This is a genomic window from Oxalobacteraceae bacterium OTU3CINTB1, assembly GCA_024123955.1.
In the GTDB taxonomy this organism is placed as follows: domain Bacteria; phylum Pseudomonadota; class Gammaproteobacteria; order Burkholderiales; family Burkholderiaceae_D; genus Rugamonas.
On sequence record CP099652.1, the window covers coordinates 4,201,393 to 4,220,025 of the forward strand.

Genomic DNA, 18,633 nt, shown 5'->3' on the forward strand with positions numbered 1-18,633 from the left:
TTAGAACTTGAAGCTGCCCGCGTCCAGGGTCAGCGAGCCACCGCACGCCGGCGTCGTCGCCTCACGATTGCCGGTAGCGGTGGACTGGTTACTCTCCCACACGGTGCTCACGCCGTACTTCATGAACTTGTACTGGATCGCGGTCGCCGGTGGCAGCTGGAAGGTGCGCGACCACGGCACGTTGGCGCCACTGCCTTCAATCGCCAGCTGGTTGCTGGCGCCCTGCACCCAATTACCCAGTTCCGCGCGGTTGCCGACCACATAAACGTTCTGGCCCACCACAGTGTTGGCGTTCGCCACGCGGAAGGTGACCGGCACCGTGGTGCAAGCGCCACCTCCACCGCCTCCACCGCCGCCACCCACCTTCTGGTTGATATGCAGCGCCACCGCCGGTACTGTCGAACCGCCATTGCCAGGAATACTCACGCTGATCACGCCATTGCTGCCGACGGTCACGCTGTCGCTGGTGCAGGCGGTGCCCGCCGCGTTCAGCTGTCCATGCACGACGTTGCAGTAAGTCCCCGCCGGCAGCTGCGTCTGCAGCGACGCGTTCCAGGCCGCGCTATCGTTATTGATGGCGACGTAGCCTTTGGCGCCACGGCCGAAGGCGATCTGGTTGCCGGTGCCGTTGGTGAAGTTGTCGACACCCTGGCCGGACGTCACCGCGCGGAAGGCGACCATGTTCGAGATATCGCTCCAGCGATGGATGAAGTCCCACTGCTGGTTGATCAGCGGCGCGCCGCTGGCGTCGAACGGGCTGGCGCTCGGCGGCCCCTGATCGTAGCTGGTGAAGCGGAAGCCCGAATGCAGCTGCGCCGCGCCGTACGGCCACGCGAGCATGAAGATGTTGGCCAGGTCGTAGCGTTTGGTGCCCTGCGTGTCGTTGGGCGATCCGGAGACGTAATTGCTGGCCACCAGGGAGCTGTTGTTACGCTCCGTGTCCCAGTTGTTGACGAAGACCGTCGCCTTCTCGCTCGGGATGAAACCCCAGGTCCCGCCCCAATTGCCCGGCGTTCCCATGATGGTGCGGATCTGCGACAGGTTGACGCCATTCTCGTTGCGGAACACGGCCTTGATCGCATAGGTGTACTGGAACTCGTTCAGCGTACCGCCCGCGAAGTAGCTCGATCTCACCACGTTGCTGTCCGGGATAACCTCCTGCGTCACCCACAGCGGCTCACCCGACGTGGTGGTCTGTGTCACGCCGCTCATGATGGCCTGGATATCGGACGGCTGCATATGCTTGGCCGCGTCGAAGCGCAAACCGTCCACGCCCATGGAGACCAGTTTGTTCAGATAGGTTTTCACCTGGCCTTGCACGTATGCGCCCTCCGTCTTCAGATCCGGCAGGCCGCTCAGGCGGCAAAACATCACATTGTTGCGATTACCCGGCGAGCCGTAGTCGCCGCCGGCGATATCGCAGGCCGGATGGAAGTCGCTGCCGCTGAAGAAGGGATACGTCAGCGACGTCGAATTCCAGGTCGAACCGTCGGTCGCGGTGCCGGCGCCCGCCGCCACATGGTTCACCACCACGTCCGCGTAGATGCGCACCTTGGCCGCATGGCAGGTGTTGACCATGGCCTGGAACTCGGCCTCCGTGCCCATATTACTTTTGAGCGAATTGAAGTTGACCGGCTGGTAGACGTCCCACCACGTCCCCAGGCTGGCCGCCGCCGTCGGGGGCGACACCTGCACCGCGCCGTAACCCTGTGGGCCCAGCCAGTTGGTGCACTCCTTGGCGATGTCGTTCCACTTCCAGCGGAACATCTGCACCGAGGTATCGGGCGCGTTGAGCGCGGCATGCGCCGGAATCGCCATTAGGCCGCTCAACAAGCCCGCCGCGCAAAGGGATTTCATCAGGCTGCGTTGTGTCGAATTGATCATCATGTGTCCTTATCGTTATGTTTAGGGAAATACTGTCTCCCGCACAAAATGTAGCAGAACTACAGTAAACATCAACTGGAATTTGAAAAATTTTCTCCTATATCACCCGTGCATATGTAAGGCGACTACATACACATATGTAGTCGCGATACAGATCGGAATATCAGCTGCGCGAAAAAAGTCATTAGACGGGCGCTACGGAGTGGCACAGCATGGGGTGGCAGTACACACCTATAAAAACGGAGACAAACATGAGTAAATTCACGCACCTGAAAAGGTGGGCGGCGGTCGGCTGCCTCGCGCTAGCCTCGTCCTTCAACGCCGGCGCCACCACATGGACGTTAACCGGCTCGGTCGTCACGCACGACCCAAGCATCTACAAGGAAGGCAATACCTGGTGGATCACGGAGACCAGCGACACCGGCATCGGCGTCAAATACTCGCCGGACGGTCGCGCGTGGACGCAGGGCGGCAGCATCTTCGGCGGCGGCCTGTCGTGGTGGGGCCAATACAACGGCAACTCCAAAACCGTGTGGGCGCCGGACATCCATGTCTGGAACGGCAAGGCGATCCTGTACTACGCGGTGTCCACGTTCGGCAACCAGAAATCGGCGATCGGCCTTGCCACGGCCAGCAGCATCGCCCAGGGTAACTGGGTGGACAAGGGTGTCGTCATCACGTCGGCGCCGGGCGACAATTTCAACGCCATCGATCCCAACTTCGTGGTCGACAAATCGGGGCAACCCTGGCTCAGCTACGGCTCCTTCTGGGACGGGATCTTCCTGACGCGGGTCGACGCCAGCACGCTCAAACCTATCGGCACCAAATACCGCCTGGCCGACGATGCGATCGGCATCGAAAACCCCTTCATCATCGCCAACGGCTCGTACTACTACCTGTTCGTCTCCAAGGGCACCTGCTGCGCGAAGGCCGCGAGTACTTACCACATCTCCTACGGCCGCTCCACCAGCATCACCGGGCCTTACCTGGACAAGAACGGGGTCGACATGCGCAACGGCGGCGGCACCGTGCTCGATTCGGGTGGCGCGCGCTTCATCGCACCGGGCGGCGAATCGATCAGCAACGGCGCGATGGTGCGCCACCGTCTCGACAGCCAGAACAACTACAACGGCGTGCTGTTCATCAGCGACCTGTTCTTCACCAACGGCTGGCCGACTTTCTGATGACGTACCAGGAGGAGAAACGGCGCTGGCCGGTGATGCTGTCGGCTGTCGTCGGCGGAATACTCGGCGCGTCGGCGCTGCTGTGGGCGAGGTGGCCGGGCGACGAACCGGCTGCCGCGCCCACACCTCCGCCGGCGATGGCGGCGCCAGCGACAGCGGGCGCCGCGCCGCCTCGCGCTACGTTGCCGCTCCGCGAACCCGACGTTCTATCCTCGGATATCGCGTTGACCGACAATCAGGAGCTGATCGCCGACAGCGCGCTGCGCAAGGTGATGGATTCCTACTTGTTGGGAGGCGGCGACCAGGGACGTCTACAGGCACTGCTGGACTATCTGAATCGCTACCTGCCCGCCAGCGCGGCGCGCGAGGCCGGACAGCTTGCAAACAGCTACAACGCATATTTGAGCGCGCACGACCAACTGCTGGCGGCGCAAAATTTCGGCGCCACACCCGACCTCAATCGGCTGATCGGCTGGCAGCGGCAGCGGGAGCAGTTGCGCAACCGCATGTTGGGCGAAAAAGTCACGCTCGAATGGTTCGGCAACGAAGAAGCCTACCTCACGCAGGCGCTGGAAGAACTGGGCCAGCGCCGCGACGGCACCGCGCCGCCCCCAAACAGCGCAGACGAAGACAAGATGAAGCACGACCAGCATATGCGGCAAGTGCTACGGGACGCGATCATCGCGCTACGGCCAATGGGATAAAAAAAACAACGGACACACGTAGGGCGGATTAGGCGGAACGCCGTAATCCGCCAATGCGTGATCCGCCAACGACACACGCAATACAGCTCAAGGCGCGAACAAATACTCGCAACCCTGATCAGAAGGATCGCGCGCCAGCATCCGATCATACAACCCCGAATTCTCCGACAGCGTCCGCGCCACATCCTCCGGCAGCAGCAACCCGGCCGCCACCTGCCGCTCCGCCGCCGCCTGAACAGCCGCCACAAAATCAGCCCTAGTGGGATACCGCACCTCCAAACTAGGCCGAGGATCCCCAGCCGCGACCCGCTCCGCCTCCGTCCTTGCAAACGGCACAAAACTACCGTCGAAACGCGACGTCGCCCAAGCAAATCCCGTCCCCGGCGCCCGCAAGTTCCAACCCGTATGCGTGCCCAAAGGCGCCTGCAACTCCACCAGCCGCACCCCGCCCCTGTCATTGCCATCGGCATCCGGCGTCGGCACGCGCGTCTCGAATTCCTCGCCACGTTTAACCGGCACTCCGCTACCGATCAACCTCGGCTCGCGTAGATTCTGCGCCGGCGGCGTCAAACCTAAACCCTTGGGGAAGATCGCGCGATAATCAGCAACCGTCGTCAACGAACCGTCGGCCAGTTGCGGATACGCGCTGTCCGGCGGCTGCTTGCCATTAACCACCCACGCCTCCAGCCCCACGATCAACGCCCGCATCGGCAAATAATGGTTGCTGGTGGAGACGCAAGCGGTGAACGGCGCGCGTACGCGCGAGCGCCCAACATAATGCTGCGCACCCATGAAGCCATAGACCCGCGCGTTATCCGCCGGCGCGACGTCACGCGCACCATCGGTCGTGGTGGTGATCATCGACGCACCGCGATTCCAGTACTCGGTCGACGTATTCGCGTAAATCAGCTTCGGTAAATTCCCCTGCTTGTCCCGCGCCCGATCCAGCGTGGACGCCGTCTTACCGCTGACAGGATCGCGCGACTGCGCCGTGGTAAACGGGAACGCATCCGCCGGATACTCATGCTCCTCCATCATCGACGGGTGACGCGTAGGCTGTGCGAAGCGGCTATTGAATCCCGCCGAACCGCCGGCGCCCGGCACTTGCAAGTAGGCGCCGCTGAACGCCAGCCGGCCGGATTCGTCCACATTCAGGCCGTCGTGCAGCATACGGCCGATCACACGGCCGGACTGGCTGATGCCAAACATGAGCACAGCCTTTGGCACCGGAGCCCCCTCAAACGGCGTGTCACGGAAGTAGGCCAGCAGATCGCGTATGCCGGCCAGCCCGGCGCCGGTGACGTAAGGATCTTTCGCCACGTAGGTCAATTCGTAAATGGTATCGGGCTTGAAGCCACCGTCCAACCGCACGCGGCCAGGCCCGCCCTTCTTCTCCGGCGCGACGAAACTCCAGCTGCTGCGCGGGACAGGCTTGCGCTTATCGGCGGGCCGCGCGCGTTGGGTCAGCTGCGCTTTGGGATCCCCAGACTTGGCCGGTTCGTAGGTAAGGCCACGCTGGCCGGCGTAGACAGCGATATCGACCGGCGTATTGACGGTGAATTCGTTCTGCACCTTGCCCTTGATACCCTTGGCGACAGGCGGCGCGAACACCAGCGGACGAGCGCCGGCAGCCTGCGGCGCGACGTCCCACGTCCAGGCGGAGAACAGCAGCGAGTAACCGTGACGCATCAGGAAACCGTCGCCCGCGTCGGCGGCGGTGGTGGGATCGTTGTTGACCGGGCTGCGGCCATTGACCTGCCCCATGATCGCGATGCCGCCACGGTTGTTGACGTCATAGATCAAACTGGAAGGCTGGGCGCCGGTTGGTCGCAGCAGTACGAACTCGCTGGAGAAAATCACGAGGCCGCGCCCATCGCGTGGCGCGTACTTCAAATCCACGATGACAGCATTGGACTTCGACTTGGGATCCAACGCGTAATAAGCGACGCCGCGTATCTTTTCATACGCACCGGCGTCGCCGAAGGTCATCCCGTCCGCGAACGGCGTTCGCTCGATCACTTCGATACGCTCCACCGCCGCCCGCGCTGGCATACAGAGTGCCGCCATCGCGGTCGTGGTGGCCAGCAGTGCCAGCCGGTGCCTGTAGATCATCCCGAGCCTCTATCCGTTTGCAAAACGTCTATCCTAGCAGACGTGGCGCGCAGGCGAGACCGGCGTTATGTAGGCGTATCGACTTCGTCCCAATCACGGTCTTCGAACCGGACCAACCAGTTCAACGCGTGATGACGCTCCTGCAGCACGCCATCGTTCAAACCTGCCGGCGCAGGATACTTCTTCAACAGCGCCTGGCGAGTGGCCCAATGCAAACGGTAGTGCAAATCCAACGCGTCCAGAATCTCCGTCGCCGAACGCATCGCCGGCTGCTTGCGCAAGCCTTCGGTTCCACGCTCGATGGCGGTGCGGGAGATCGAAGACACGTCACAGATCGCATCCGCGAAAGGCAGCGCATCCTGCAACCCCAAGGCCCACTGCAGTACCAGAATCGCCTCATAGCGCCACAAGTACTGCGTGATTTCCTGCTGCGTAGGCTTTTCCTGCGCCAGGAATGCACGCTCAGCGTCGGACAGGCCGGCAAACGCCGGTGGAAAGCGTTGTTGAAGATCGGCGGCCGTAATCGGCGTCTCGCCGTTCAAAGACTCGGCGCGTATCGCCACCACGAACAAGGCCAGCATCCTTCGCAGCACATCTTCGGGCGCGCGCAAGCGCAGTTCCGGCTCGGACACCAGCGGCGGCAGATCCGCCGGCACGGTGACCTTGCGGGCGGCGAGCAGCTCGTCGCTGCGCGCCTTGCGCTGCCAGGCCTGCTGCGGATACGGCACCACAGCCTGCGGCTCGCCATCTTCGCCGGAAGCGGGTAAAAGAATGCGTCCCTGTGGATCGCGCACGCTGCCATCTGCCATGAACACGATGGCGTTAGCCGCCTTCGCCCATTCGGAGAAACGAGCCATCTCGCCCTCCTCCACGGCCAGGCTGACGTGCTGGCGCACGCGCTGGAGGTGGCGGATCACGTGATAGCGCACGCGCGTCATGTTTCCCTGACCGGCGTCCGCCACGAAGTTCATGAAACCATTGAGATGCGGCTGCAATTCAGGATCGGACAGATCGCGGCGCGCGTTCAGCACATGCGCGAAGTCGAGCTTGGGCGCTTCGGCCACCGTGCAGTAGGCGTTAAGCAGGATATGGTTACCAATGTCTTTCGCAGCGAAGAATTGTTTGATTCGGTTTAGCATAAGTAATTCGTCATTTAACGCATATCCAGCGCACGGCGACGGCGCGGCGGTGGAAACGCTCGGTCCAGCGCCGCCAGGTCTTCCGCGGAGAGGCGGATATCGGCGGCGGCGCGATTAGCGCGCAAGTGTACAGGATCGACGGCCTTGGGGATGGCCATCACGCCCTCTTGATGCAGCACCCACGCCAACGCCACCTGCGCGGGCGTGACGCCATGCGCCTCGGCGACGGTCAGCAGGCCGGGATTGCCAAGCAGCGCCGCCTGTTCGCGGCCGGTCGACTCCAGCGGCGAGTAGGCCATCACCGGCATGCCTTGTTGACGACACCACGGCAGCAGATCGAACTCGATCCCGCGCTTCATCAGGTTGTAGAGCACCTGGTCGGTGGCCACGGCGCCGCAATCGACGGCGTCCTGCATGCCCTCCAGGTCGAAGTTACTCACGCCGTACTCCTTGATCTTGCCGGCCTTCTTCAGCGCCTCGAAGGCGTCGAAGGTCTCGTCCAGCGCGAAGCATCCGGGCCAATGCAGCAGATAGAGATCGATGCAATCGACCTTCAACCGTTTGAGGCTACGCTCGCAGGCCGCTTGCGTGCCTTCCAGGTTGGCGTTGTGCGGATAGACTTTGGTGACCAGGTAAACCTCGGAACGGCGACTGGCGATCGCCTCGCCGACGACCAACTCCGCGCCGCCCTCGCCGTACATTTCAGCGGTATCGATCAACGTCATCCCAAGATCAAGGCCCATTTGCAGCGCGCGGACCTCATCCTGCTTGCGGGACGGGTCTTCGCCCATGTTCCAGGTGCCTTGGCCGAGCGCCGCTACATTGCGACCGGACCGAAAGCTGACTGTTTTCATTGCGAAACTCCCTAGACACTTTAGATAGCAAATGATACCCCACCGGAAAAACCAAGCGGGTCAGCAAAAACCAAGAGGGTCAGTGCCGACATTCGGACAAAATTGAACCAAATTGAGACCGCACAGCTTGTTGTTCTGCCAAAAAGCTAACATCATCAAATGACCCGACCTCTCCGACTAGAATTTGCAGGCGCTCTCTATCACATAACCTCCAGGGGCGACCGAAAAAATACGATCTTCCGGGACGATATCGACCGTTCTAAGTGGATCTCCATCCTTGAACTCGTGTGCACGCGGTACAACTTTTCGGTACTCGGATTTTGCCAAATGACAAACCACTACCACTTGATCGTTGAGACGGTCGAGGGCAATCTCTCGCAAGGCATGCAGCAACTCAACGGTTTTTATTCGCAATATTTCAATCGCCGACACGAAGTCGTTGGGCACCTGTTCCAAGGTCGCTACAAGGCGATTTTGGTGCAGCGGGAGACGTATTTGCTCGAACTAACCAGATATGTGGTTTTAAACCCGGTGCGCGCGGGCTTCGTGACGTCGCCGGATAACTGGCGCTGGAGCAGTCACGCTTGCGTTATCGGAACGGTCCCCGCCCGCGCATGGCTGGACACGGCCGCAACACTACGGCACTTCGGGATGGAGCGCGCGTCGGCGGTGGACGCCTATCTTCGCTTCGTCATGGAAGGAATCGGCCACGAGAGCCCGCTTAAAAACGTTAGTCATCAATTGCTGCTCGGTGACAAAGCCTTCGTGGCCAAGAATTCAGGCAGCGCAGCGCGCGAGAAATTTCTTGCCGTTGCCAAAGCGCAGCGTCGTGCCGTCAGCCTATCCTTGGAGGAGTATCGGTTGCAATATCCAAATAGGGATGATGCCATGGCACACGCATACCACTCCACCGCTTATACGATGGAACAGATCGCCGCCCATTTCAGCGTCTCGTCGAAAACTGTGAGTCGAGTGGTGAACGCGTCCAAACGGAGCAGCCCGTGTCCGAATGTCGGCACTGACCCCGAGCGCTGCGAGCGTTAGTCAATGGCCGCCGCCCAGGTAAGCGGCGATGACCTTCGGATCGGTCTTCAGGCTCTCGGCCGGGCCATGCACGGAGATACTGCCATTCTCCAGCACATAGCCGTAATCGGCCACGTTCAGCGCGGCGGCGGCGAACTGCTCGACCAGCAGCATCGTTACCCCTTCCGACTTCAGGCGCAGGATGATGCGGAACACCTCCTCGACCAGGATCGGCGCCAGCCCCATCGACGGTTCGTCCAGCAGCACCACGTCCGGGTTGAGCATGATGGCGCGCGCCATCGCCAGCATTTGCTGCTCGCCGCCGGACAAGGTGCCGGCCAGTTGCCCCTGCCGCTCCTTCAGGCGCGGGAACAGCTCCAGCGCCTTTTCCAGGTCGTGCTTGATGTCGCCCTTGGGCCGCGCGCGCGTGAAGCGCGGAAAGGCGCCGAGCAGCAGGTTGTCCGTCACCGTCATCGAGGCAAACACCCGCCGCCCCTCCGGCGAATGCGCCAGGCCGGCGCGGGCGATCCGGTGCGAGTCGAAGCCGGTGATGTCCTTGCCGTCCAAGGTAACCTTGCCGCCTTTCGGCTTGATCATGCCGGAGATGGCGCGCATGGTGGTGGTTTTGCCGGCGCCGTTGGAACCGATCAGGGTCACCAGCTTGCCCTTGGGGACGTCCAGCGAAATGCCGTGCAGGACTTCGACTTTGCCGTAGGCGGCGTGCAGATTGGAGATCGATAGCATGTCTGTCCTCGATTAGTGTACGACCGGCGCCGCCGGGCCGCCATGTTCTTCGCTGCTCCCACCGAGGTAGGCTTCGATCACTTTCGGATCGCTTTGCACCGCCGCCGGTGCGCCCTCGGCGATCTTCTGGCCGAAGTCCAGCACCGTGACGGTGTCGGACAGCGCCATCACCACGTCCATGTGGTGCTCGATCAGGATGATGGTGATGCCGTGGTCGCGGATCTTGCGGATGATCGCCATCAGCTCCTTGATGTCCGGCGCGGTCAGGCCGGCCGCCGGTTCGTCAAGCAGCAGCAGGCGCGGACTGAGTCCGAGCGCGCGGCCGATCTCCAGCAGCCGCTGTTTGCCGTACGGGAGGTTGCGCGCCTCCTCGTTGGCCATCGCCGTCAGCCCGACGAACTCCAATATGCTGGCTGCGCGGTCGCGCGCGGCGCGCTCCTCTCGTTTGTAGCGCGGCGTTTGCAGCATCACATCCAGCACATTCGACTTGAAGGTGTTGTGCAGGCCGACCAGCACATTTTCGGTGGCAGTCATCTCGCCGAACAGCTGCACGTTCTGGAACGTGCGGGCGACGCCGCCCAACGCGATCTGCGACGGCGTGCGGCCCGAGATCACCGCGCCGGAGAACCTGACCTGGCCGGCGGTCGGCTTGTAGATCCCGGTCAGCACGTTCATCATCGTGCTCTTGCCCGAGCCATTGGGGCCGATCAAACCGTGCACCGAGCCCTGGATCACGTGCATGTCGACCTGGTTGAGCGCTTTCAAACCGCCGAACTGCATCAGGATCTGGTTCACATCGAGCAGCGTTTCGCCGGCGTTGCCACCCTCGGCACGCGCGAACGCCTCCGCGCCGCTGGCCTGCACCGCCTTGGCGTGCACCGCTCCCTTGCCCAGCAAGCTTTTCAGGAAGCCGACGATGCCGTCCTGCAGATAGTAGACGACGAACAGCGTCATCAAACCGAAGATGGTCAGGCGCCAGTCGACGATGTTCTCCAGTTTGAACGAGAAGGCGGCCATGCCGATCGTCGCCACCAGCGGCACCAGCACGCCGCGCAAGGTGGCGCGCTTCTTCGCCAGCATGAACGCCGAACCGATCACGCCCAGCACCGCCGCAATGACGGCGATCTTGCGGAACAACTCGATATCCGCCAGAAGGCTGGGCAGCATGACCACGATCAGCGCCCCGATCAGCGCCCCCGACCGGGTCTTGCGGCCGCCCATGATCACGGCCAGCAGGAACAGGATGGTCAGTTCGAAGTTGTAGGTGTTGGGCGAGATGTATTCCTCCGAATACGCGTAAAGGCTCCCCGCCAGCCCGGCGAAACCGGCGCTGATGATGAAGGCGTAAACCTTGTAGCGGTACACCGAAACGCCCATGCAGTCGGAGGCGATCGGGCTGTCGCGCAGCGCTTCGAAGGCGCGGCCCAGGTTGGACTTCAATATCCGGTGCACGACCAGCAGCGACACCACCATCAGCGCGGCGCACATGTAGTAGTACTCGACTTCATCCAGCTTGTGGCCGAGGATCTCCGGTTTGGACAACTTCAGTCCCATCGGCCCTTCGGTCAGGAAGGTCATCTCGTTGATCAGGATCTGGATGATGGTGCCGAATGCCAGCGTCACCATCGCCAGGTACGGGCCCGTCACGCGCAGGGCCGGCAGCGCCAGCACCGCGCCGAACAACGCCGCCCCCAGCACGCTGCCTGGCATCGCGATCCAGAACGGCGCGCCCAGTTTGAACACCAGCACCCCGGTGACATAGGAGCCGATGCCGAACAAGCCGGCGTGGCCGAGCGACACCTGCCCGGTGTAGCCGACCACGATATCGAGCCCGAACAGCAGGATCGCGTATATCAGTATGGTTTCGAAAAGATGAATGTAGTACGGGTTGGGTATCAGCACCGGATACAGCGCCAGCACCGCCAGGCCCACCACGCTTGCCGCGACGATCGTCTTGTTCATGGGTCAGACCTTTTTGATGGCGGCTTTGCCGAACAGGCCGGACGGCTTGATGGCGAGTACCAGCAGCAGCAACAACAATCCCGGTACATCCTTGTAGCCGGTCGAGATGTAGTAGCCAGCGGTGGTTTCGGTGATCCCCAACAGCAGGCCGCCGACGATGGCGCCGACACCTGAGGTCAGGCCGCCGATGATGGCGACGGCGAAGGCCTTGAGGCCGAGCGAGGCGCCCATGGTGGCGCCGGTCAGGGTCAGCGGCGCCACCAGCACGCCGGCGAAAGCGGCGGTGGCCGACGACAGCGCGTACGAGAACGTGATCACCATACTGGTGTTGATGCCCATCAGTCCCGCCGCGTCACGGTCGTTGGAGGTGGCGACGACGGCCTTGCCGTAGATCGATTTGCGGTTGAATATTTCGACCGCCGCCATGATGGCGAGCGCCCCGACGATGACCGCCACCTGCATCGGCTGCACGTTGGCGCCGAAAATCTGGAACGGCGTGGAGCTGAGCGGCGACGGGAACGTGAGGTCGTCCTTGCCCCAGATATTCTCGGCCACGTTCTTGAAGATGATGGCCAGCGCGATGGTCGACATGATCCAGCCGAATTCCGACTTGATCTTAATCGCCGGCCGCACGCCTATCCATTCGACGAACATGCCTTGCAGCGCGCCGAAGATGATCACCAGGGGGATCATCAGCAGATAACTCATGTAAGGACCGCCGTGGATGGTGCCGACCAGGCTAAGGCCGACCAGCGCGCCGAGCATCAGCGATTCGCCCTGGCCGAAGTTGAGCGTGCCGGAGGTGGCGAACGTGAGCTGGTAGCCGAATGCGATGACGGCGTAGATCATGCCGAGCGCGATGCCGCTGAAGACGAGTTGTAACAGGATTTCCATGATGTCCACCACGGTGAGGAACACGAGAAAAAGGCCAGGCTTGAACGCTCAAGACTGGCCGGTGACGATGCGCCGCTTTACTTTACTCGCCTTACTTGACCGGAATGACTTTGCCGTCCTTGACTTCACCGAAGACGGTGATGTCGGCGGTGATGGCCTCGTGGTTATCCTTGCTGAATGGCTTGCTGTACGACGTGACGACGCCGTCGATCTTCTCGTTGAGGTTTTCCAGCGCGGCCTTGATCTTCGGTCCCTCGGTGGAATTGGCCTGCTTGATGGCGGCGGCCAGCAGGAAGATCGAATCGTAGCCCTGGGCGGCCGACACCGGCGACGGCATGCGCCCGCCCGGTGGATTGTAGGCCTTCACGTAGGCGTCGATGAACGCTTTGCGCTTCGGGGTGGTGGCCTCCTGGATGAAGGTTTGCGGCATGCGGGTGCCGTTGCCGTTCTTGCCGGCGTTGTCGATGAAGTTCCCCATAGACAGCGTCCAGCTGCCGATCATCGGCACTTTCCAGTTCAGCTTTTCCATGCCGTTGGCGATTTGCGCCAACTCCGGGCCGATGCCGTAGGTGAGCACCACTTCGGCGCCGGCCTGCTTGGCCTTGAGCAGTTGGGCCGTCATGTCGACGTCCTTGATATTGTATTTTTCGGTGGCGACGGCCTTCATGCCCTTTTTATCGAGCGCCTTCTCCAGATCCTCGCGGCCCAGCTGGCCGTAGTTGGTGGAGTCGGCCAGGATGGCGACCTTCTTGAACTTGCGGCTGTCGACCGCCTCCTGGATGATCATCTGCGACTGGATTTGGTCGTTGGCGGCGTTGCGGAAGATGTAGTTCTCCGGCTTGTCGGCGAACTGCTTGGTGATGATCGAGCCGGTGGCGACGTTGTTCATGACCGGGATCCTGGCTTCCTGGTAGAAGCGTTGCGACGCCAGCGCGACGCCGGTGTTGATGTAGCCGACGGTGGCGACCACCTTCTCCTTGTTGATCAATTCCTGGGCGATCTGCACGCCGCGTTCCGGTTTGGCTTCGTCGTCGCGCTCGACGATCTGCAACTGGCGGCCCAGCACTCCGCCCTTGGCGTTGATGTCGGCAACGGCCAGCTTGACGCCGTCGCGCATGGACACGCCCATCGGCGCCGAGCCGCCGGTGAACGGACCGGCCACGCCGATCTTGATGGGGTCCGCCGCCATGGCGGAAGAAGAAAAACCGAGTACCAATGCAGCGGCCAGCAAATTCAGTTTGAAATCCATTTGTCATCTCCTGTTACAACGTTTTTATAGTAGTCGTACGCTGGAAAACGGGCTGGAAAGTTGCCCCCATCGATGGGGCATTGTAGGGGAGACAACGGGGGCCAGCAACAGATACATGTGCGGCATTGCAGCACGCGCGCGGCCCGCCGCGTGTAAGCAAGCAGTAAGGAACGACGGGGAGAAGATGGCGGCGAAGGTTAACGATGCGCGGCGCCGCCGGATGCTACATGCCGCCGGTGGACTTCTGCTTCAAGGCGCGGTTGGCGAACCGCATCTGGGTCTCGGCCAGCGCCTCGTTACGCTCGAAACCCATGGAGCCGTCGCGCAGGCCGATGGCCATCGCCATCACCGCATCCGGATATTCAAGATCGGCAGCCTTTTCGATCAGGCGGCGCGCGGCCTGATCGTCGCGTTTGACGCCGTCGCCGCTCAGATACAGATTCGCCAGCGCGAACATCGCCGCCGGCATCTGGCGGTTGGCGGCGAACTGCAGCCAGTACGCGGCCGCCTTGGCGTCGCGCGGAACGGACATGCCGTTCTGGTACATCATTCCTAGATAATAAGCGGCTTGAGGATCGCCGGCCTTGGCCGCGCCGGAGAACAGCGAGAACGCCTTCGGCAAATCGACACTGGCGCCCTGCCCCCCGCGCAGGTAAAGGCGCGCCTCGTCCACCGGAGCGGCGCTGGCCGGGCCGAGGCCCGTACCCGTAGCCGCCGCCAGCAACGCCAGTACCGCACATATTTTTCGCATGCCAGACATCATCGCTCCTCCACTTGCTTCGACAAGTCGATGGCGTACAGGGCGAAGCCCTTGCCGCCGCCATCATCCGGTTTGATCTGCGAGACCCATGTCAGCCCCGCCTCCCTGGCCAGTTCGATCATATTGGGCGGCGCGTGGAACACCACCGCGCCTTTGGTCGTCACGGGGACGAAACGCCAGCTCCGGGTCGATCCATTGCGCGCGCGGGTCAGGGTCTTGGCCTGCTTGATATAGGAAATCAGCACATCGCGGCTGCTGTCCGGCGCCTCGAGCACCGTCTTGCCGCCATCGAGGCCGGGGAAATTGCCGCCGCCGCTGGCGCGGTAGTTATTGGTCGCGACCAGGAACTCCTGCGACGGTGCGATCGGCGCACCTTTATAGTGCAACGCGACGATGCGCTGGCCGGCCGGCTTGGTCACGTCGATCCGGTAACTGACGTCGGCGCTGGTCAGCATATCGAAGTTAAAGCTGGAGAAGGACGAATTGACCAGCTCCTGCTGCGCGCCGCTGGCGGGATCGATGCGGTTGAAGCGCTCGGCCGACTTCTCCAGCCACGCTTTGAGCCCGGCGCCGTCCAGCTTCACGGCGTGCAGCGCGTTCGGATACAAATACAGGTCGGCCGCGTTGTTGAGCGCCACGCCGCCCGCCTTGACGTCGGTGTAGTCGCCCACGCCCGCCGCGCCGGCCTTGAAAGGCGACGCCATCGACAGCACCGGCAAGGCCGCGTACCTGGGCAGGTTGGCCTTGACGTAGTTCACCACGTAGTCGGTCTGCGCCTGGTTCACCAGCTGGATGGCGCTGACGTCGCCGGCATCGGCGAAATACGACGACATGCGGAAGTCGCTGGTGCCGATCGGCGCCTTCACATAGCGGATGGTCGCCTCGTGCTCGTCGGCGATCAGCGCGCCGACCGCCGGATCGGCGGCGACGTAAGTGCGGTCGGCGTTGCGCGTGCCGCGCGCTTCGACCGTGGTGCGGCTTTTGTCGACCACCCAGACCTTGCCGTCATACTTCAGGCGCAGGCCGATCACGCCCAGGTGCTTGCCCCACAAGCTGGCCATCACGGCCGGCACGCCTTGCACGGTGCCCTTGGCCTTGTCCACGCCGGGCAAATTGAAAGAGTCGACGGTGCTGGCCGCGTTGGGGAACTGCTGGTGCGCGTGGCCGATCAGCATCGCGTCGACACCCGGCAACTGCGCCAGATAGTAATTGGCGTTTTCCATCTCCGGCGTGTACGGAGCGCCATCGAGCCCGCCGTGCGAGATCGCCACCACCAGATCGGCGCCCTGCGCGCGCATCTGCGGGATGTACTTCAACGCCGTTTCGCGCACGCCTTCGGCATAGACTTTACCGTCCAGCCAGTGCTTGTCCCACGACAGGATGCCCGGCGGCGCGAAGCCGATGATGCCGACCTTGATGGTGGCCGTCACCGGCTTGCCATCCGGGCCGGTGGCGGCGATCTGGCGCGTGAGAATGCTGTAGGGCGCGAACAGCGGCTGCCGGGTGCGGGCGCTGTAGATATTCGCCAGCACGATCGGGAACACGGGACCGGCGCAGCGCGGCGCGTCGGCGGCGACACCGTCGACATCGAAATGGCTGCCGGTGACCTGGTTCAGGTACGCCAGGCCATAATTGAATTCGTGGTTGCCAATGCCGGCGCCGTCGACACCGAGCAGATTCATGGCCTTGTAGATCGCCGGCGGCTGGTCGCAGCCGACCGGGGCGACCAGCGCCTGGTAGTCGGCCAGCGCCGTGCCTTGCAGCGCATCGCCGTTATCGAGCAGCAGGTTGTTGGGGAATTCGGCGCGCGCCTGCTTGATCAGGGTAGCGGTGCGCTCCAGCCCTATCGACGGATCGGCCTTGAGTTTGTAGTAGTCGTAACCGAGCACGTTCGCGTGCAGGTCCGTCGTCTCCAGCAGCGCCAGCGTGGCCTCGGTGCCGACCGGCGTCGGGCCGTGCGGTGGCAGGCTGCCGCAGCCGATCAGCAAAAGAGGCAGGACGATGGACGCGCGCATAGATGTCGATATATGAACTGGCAATGTTTTGGGCCGGAGAACGGGAGGCGTGGAGTATTTCTCTAAATCAATACACACCACCGAATGGGTGCATATTTTATACCGCCTGTGACTGAAATGTCAGTATTTTACAACTTGACCGTAACTGCCGGTATGCAAGAGCCGTGCCCGCCGGGCATTTCGCGGGGCGCTTTTTGCCGGCGCCGACAGACAAGCGCCCGGCAAGACCCCTCATCCGGTATAATCCAAGGTTTGATTTCAGCCTAGAGAAGAAAAAAACATGGAAGCCGAACGCATCAACGCCCTCTCCGCCCTGCTCGCCGATCTGACCACGCGCGAAGCCGAACTACGGAGGTATCTTTGACTTCGATAAAAAGTCAGAGAAACTCGAACAAGTAAACGAAGAACTGGAAGACCCGACGGTCTGGAATGACCCGAAAAAGGCCCAGGACCTCGGTAAAGAGAAAAAATCGCTGGAGGCGATCGTCAGCGCGCTGACCAAGGCCGACACCGACCTCAAAGACATGAGCGACCTGTTCGCCATGGCCAAGGAAGAAGGCGACGACGACACGCTCGAAGCGCTGATCGCCGACGCCGAGGAAGTGCGCAAGGTCATCGAAGGCATGGAGTTCCGCCGGATGTTCAACAATCCGATGGACCCGAACAACTGCTTCATCGACATCCAGGCCGGCGCCGGCGGCACCGAAGCCCAGGACTGGGCCTCGATGCTGCTGCGCCAGTACCTGCGCTACTCCGAACGCAAAGGCTTCAAGGTCGAGATCATGGAGCAGTCCGACGGCGAGGTGGCCGGCATCAAGACCGCCACCATCAAGGTCGAAGGCGACTACGCCTATGGCTTCCTGCGCACCGAGACCGGCGTGCACCGCCTGGTGCGCAAATCGCCGTTCGACTCCGCCAACGGCCGCCACACGTCGTTCACGTCCTTGTTCGTCTATCCGGAAGTGGATGACTCGATCGATATCGAGATCAACCCGGCCGACCTGCGCATCGATACGTACCGCGCGTCAGGCGCCGGTGGTCAGCACATTAACAAGACCGATTCCGCCGTCCGTCTGACGCACGGCCCGTCCGGTATCGTGGTGCAGTGCCAGAACGACCGCTCGCAGCACCGCAACAAGGCCGAGGCGATGGAAATGCTGAAGGCGAAGCTGTACGAGATGGAGCTGCGCAAGCGCATGAGCGAGCAGCAGAAACTGGAAGACTCCAAGACCGACGTCGGCTGGGGCCACCAGATTCGTTCGTACGTGCTCGATCAGTCGCGCATCAAGGATTTGCGCACCAACTTCGAGACCGGTAACACCAAGGGCGTGCTGGACGGCGACCTGGACGACTTCATCTCCGCTTCGCTCAAACAAGGCGTTTGATTTTAATGACAGCTCCAATGACTTCTTCATCACAGCGCGCGTTCATCTTCGATATGGACGGCACCATCGTCGACAACATGGCCTTCCACACCAAATCGTGGCTGGCCTTCTTCGAGCGTCGCGGCCAGACGCTGGACCCGGACGCGTTCTTCCGCGACACGGCCGGCCGCCAGGGCCATGAAATCATGCGCACCTACCTGGGCGACCACCTGACCAGGGAAGAAAGCGCGGCGCTCGATTTTGAGAAGGAATCGCTGTACCGCGAGCTCTATGCGCCGCACCTGGCGGTGACCAAGGGCTTCGACCTGTTCATCGCCGCCGCCAAAAACGCCGGCATCAAGCTGGCCGTGGCCACCGCCGCGCCGAACGAGAACATCGCCTTCACGCTGGACGGCCTGGATCTGCGCAAGCAGTTCGACGCCATCGCCGGCGCGGCCGATGTAGCGCGCGGCAAGCCGAATCCGGACGTGTTCCTGCTGGCCGCCGAACGCGCCGGCGCCCTGCCCGCCAACAGCATCGTCTTCGAAGACGCGCCGCTGGGCGTGGAGGCAGCCCGCCGCGCCGGCATGCGCGCGGTGGTGCTGACCACCACCCTGCCGGCCGAAGCCTTCGCCGAATACGATAACGTCATCGCCGTGGCGCGCGACTTCAGCGAGCTCGATATCGAGGCGCTGTTCGCCTCCCAGCCCTATGTGCTCGACGACGCGACCACCAACTAATCATC

Annotated in this window: 15 protein-coding genes; 5 read left to right on the forward strand and 10 right to left on the reverse strand. The window is 62.4% G+C overall.

The window, feature by feature from the left end; translation table 11 throughout:
- Entirely contained in the window at positions 1-1,887 is a 1,887-nt protein-coding gene (locus NHH73_18145) for an alpha-amylase family glycosyl hydrolase (protein ID USX24534.1), read from the reverse strand.
- A gap of 248 nt (positions 1,888-2,135) precedes the next feature.
- On the opposite strand from NHH73_18145, the gene NHH73_18150 reads away from it, so the two are divergent.
- Both NHH73_18150 and NHH73_18155 read left to right on the forward strand, forming a co-directional pair.
- Positions 2,136-3,068 carry a family 43 glycosylhydrolase gene (locus tag NHH73_18150; GenBank protein ID USX24535.1) on the forward strand — a complete coding sequence of 311 codons (933 nt, stop codon included), beginning with the start codon at positions 2,136-2,138 and terminating at the stop codon, positions 3,066-3,068.
- Complete coding sequence (locus NHH73_18155) at positions 3,068-3,772, forward strand: hypothetical protein (protein USX24536.1); 705 nt, start codon at positions 3,068-3,070, stop codon at positions 3,770-3,772. Before NHH73_18150 ends, NHH73_18155 begins: the two co-directional genes overlap by 1 nt.
- Before the next feature lie 87 nt (positions 3,773-3,859).
- Here NHH73_18155 and NHH73_18160 read toward each other — a convergent pair whose 3' ends face one another.
- From NHH73_18160 to NHH73_18170, 3 genes are all read right to left on the reverse strand, one after another.
- Positions 3,860-5,884, reverse strand: a complete 2,025-nt coding sequence (locus NHH73_18160; GenBank protein ID USX24537.1) for an alpha/beta hydrolase domain-containing protein — start codon at positions 5,882-5,884, stop codon at positions 3,860-3,862.
- A 65-nt stretch (positions 5,885-5,949) separates the two neighbouring features.
- On the reverse strand, positions 5,950-7,023 hold the full coding sequence (locus NHH73_18165; protein ID USX24538.1) for a DUF4272 domain-containing protein: 1,074 nt from the start codon (positions 7,021-7,023) through the stop codon (positions 5,950-5,952).
- Between the two features lie 14 nt (positions 7,024-7,037).
- Positions 7,038-7,877, reverse strand: a complete 840-nt coding sequence (locus NHH73_18170; protein USX24539.1) for an aldo/keto reductase — start codon at positions 7,875-7,877, stop codon at positions 7,038-7,040.
- A gap of 159 nt (positions 7,878-8,036) precedes the next feature.
- Between NHH73_18170 and NHH73_18175 the strand changes: the two genes are divergently transcribed.
- A complete protein-coding gene (locus NHH73_18175; protein USX24540.1) occupies positions 8,037-8,921 on the forward strand; it encodes a transposase in 885 nt (294 codons plus the stop codon).
- Here the strand turns inward: NHH73_18175 and NHH73_18180 are convergent, their stop codons facing one another.
- The 6 genes from NHH73_18180 to NHH73_18205 form a co-directional block, all read right to left on the reverse strand.
- A complete protein-coding gene (locus NHH73_18180) occupies positions 8,922-9,644 on the reverse strand; it encodes an ABC transporter ATP-binding protein (GenBank protein ID USX24541.1) in 723 nt (240 codons plus the stop codon).
- A gap of 12 nt (positions 9,645-9,656) precedes the next feature.
- A complete protein-coding gene (locus tag NHH73_18185; GenBank protein ID USX24542.1) occupies positions 9,657-11,606 on the reverse strand; it encodes a branched-chain amino acid ABC transporter ATP-binding protein/permease in 1,950 nt (649 codons plus the stop codon).
- Between the two features lie 3 nt (positions 11,607-11,609).
- Entirely contained in the window at positions 11,610-12,500 is an 891-nt protein-coding gene (locus tag NHH73_18190) for a branched-chain amino acid ABC transporter permease (GenBank protein ID USX24543.1), read from the reverse strand.
- A 91-nt stretch (positions 12,501-12,591) separates the two neighbouring features.
- Positions 12,592-13,749, reverse strand: a complete 1,158-nt coding sequence (locus NHH73_18195) for an ABC transporter substrate-binding protein (protein USX24544.1) — start codon at positions 13,747-13,749, stop codon at positions 12,592-12,594.
- A 223-nt stretch (positions 13,750-13,972) separates the two neighbouring features.
- Complete coding sequence (locus NHH73_18200; protein ID USX24545.1) at positions 13,973-14,500, reverse strand: sel1 repeat family protein; 528 nt, start codon at positions 14,498-14,500, stop codon at positions 13,973-13,975.
- 8 nt (positions 14,501-14,508) lie between these two features.
- Complete coding sequence (locus NHH73_18205; protein USX24546.1) at positions 14,509-16,524, reverse strand: bifunctional 2',3'-cyclic-nucleotide 2'-phosphodiesterase/3'-nucleotidase; 2,016 nt, start codon at positions 16,522-16,524, stop codon at positions 14,509-14,511.
- Between the two features lie 280 nt (positions 16,525-16,804).
- Here NHH73_18205 and prfB point away from each other — a divergent pair.
- A protein-coding gene (gene prfB, locus NHH73_18210; GenBank protein USX24547.1) for a peptide chain release factor 2 occupies positions 16,805-17,909 on the forward strand; the annotation gives its coding sequence in 2 pieces (ribosomal slippage) (positions 16,805-16,885 and positions 16,887-17,909; 1,104 coding nt in all).
- Positions 17,910-17,926: 17 nt separating this feature from the next.
- The gene (locus NHH73_18215; GenBank protein ID USX24548.1) at positions 17,927-18,628 is read left to right on the forward strand and encodes an HAD family phosphatase; all 702 of its coding nucleotides are present in this window, start codon (positions 17,927-17,929) and stop codon (positions 18,626-18,628) included.
- Positions 18,629-18,633 lie beyond the last annotated feature (5 nt).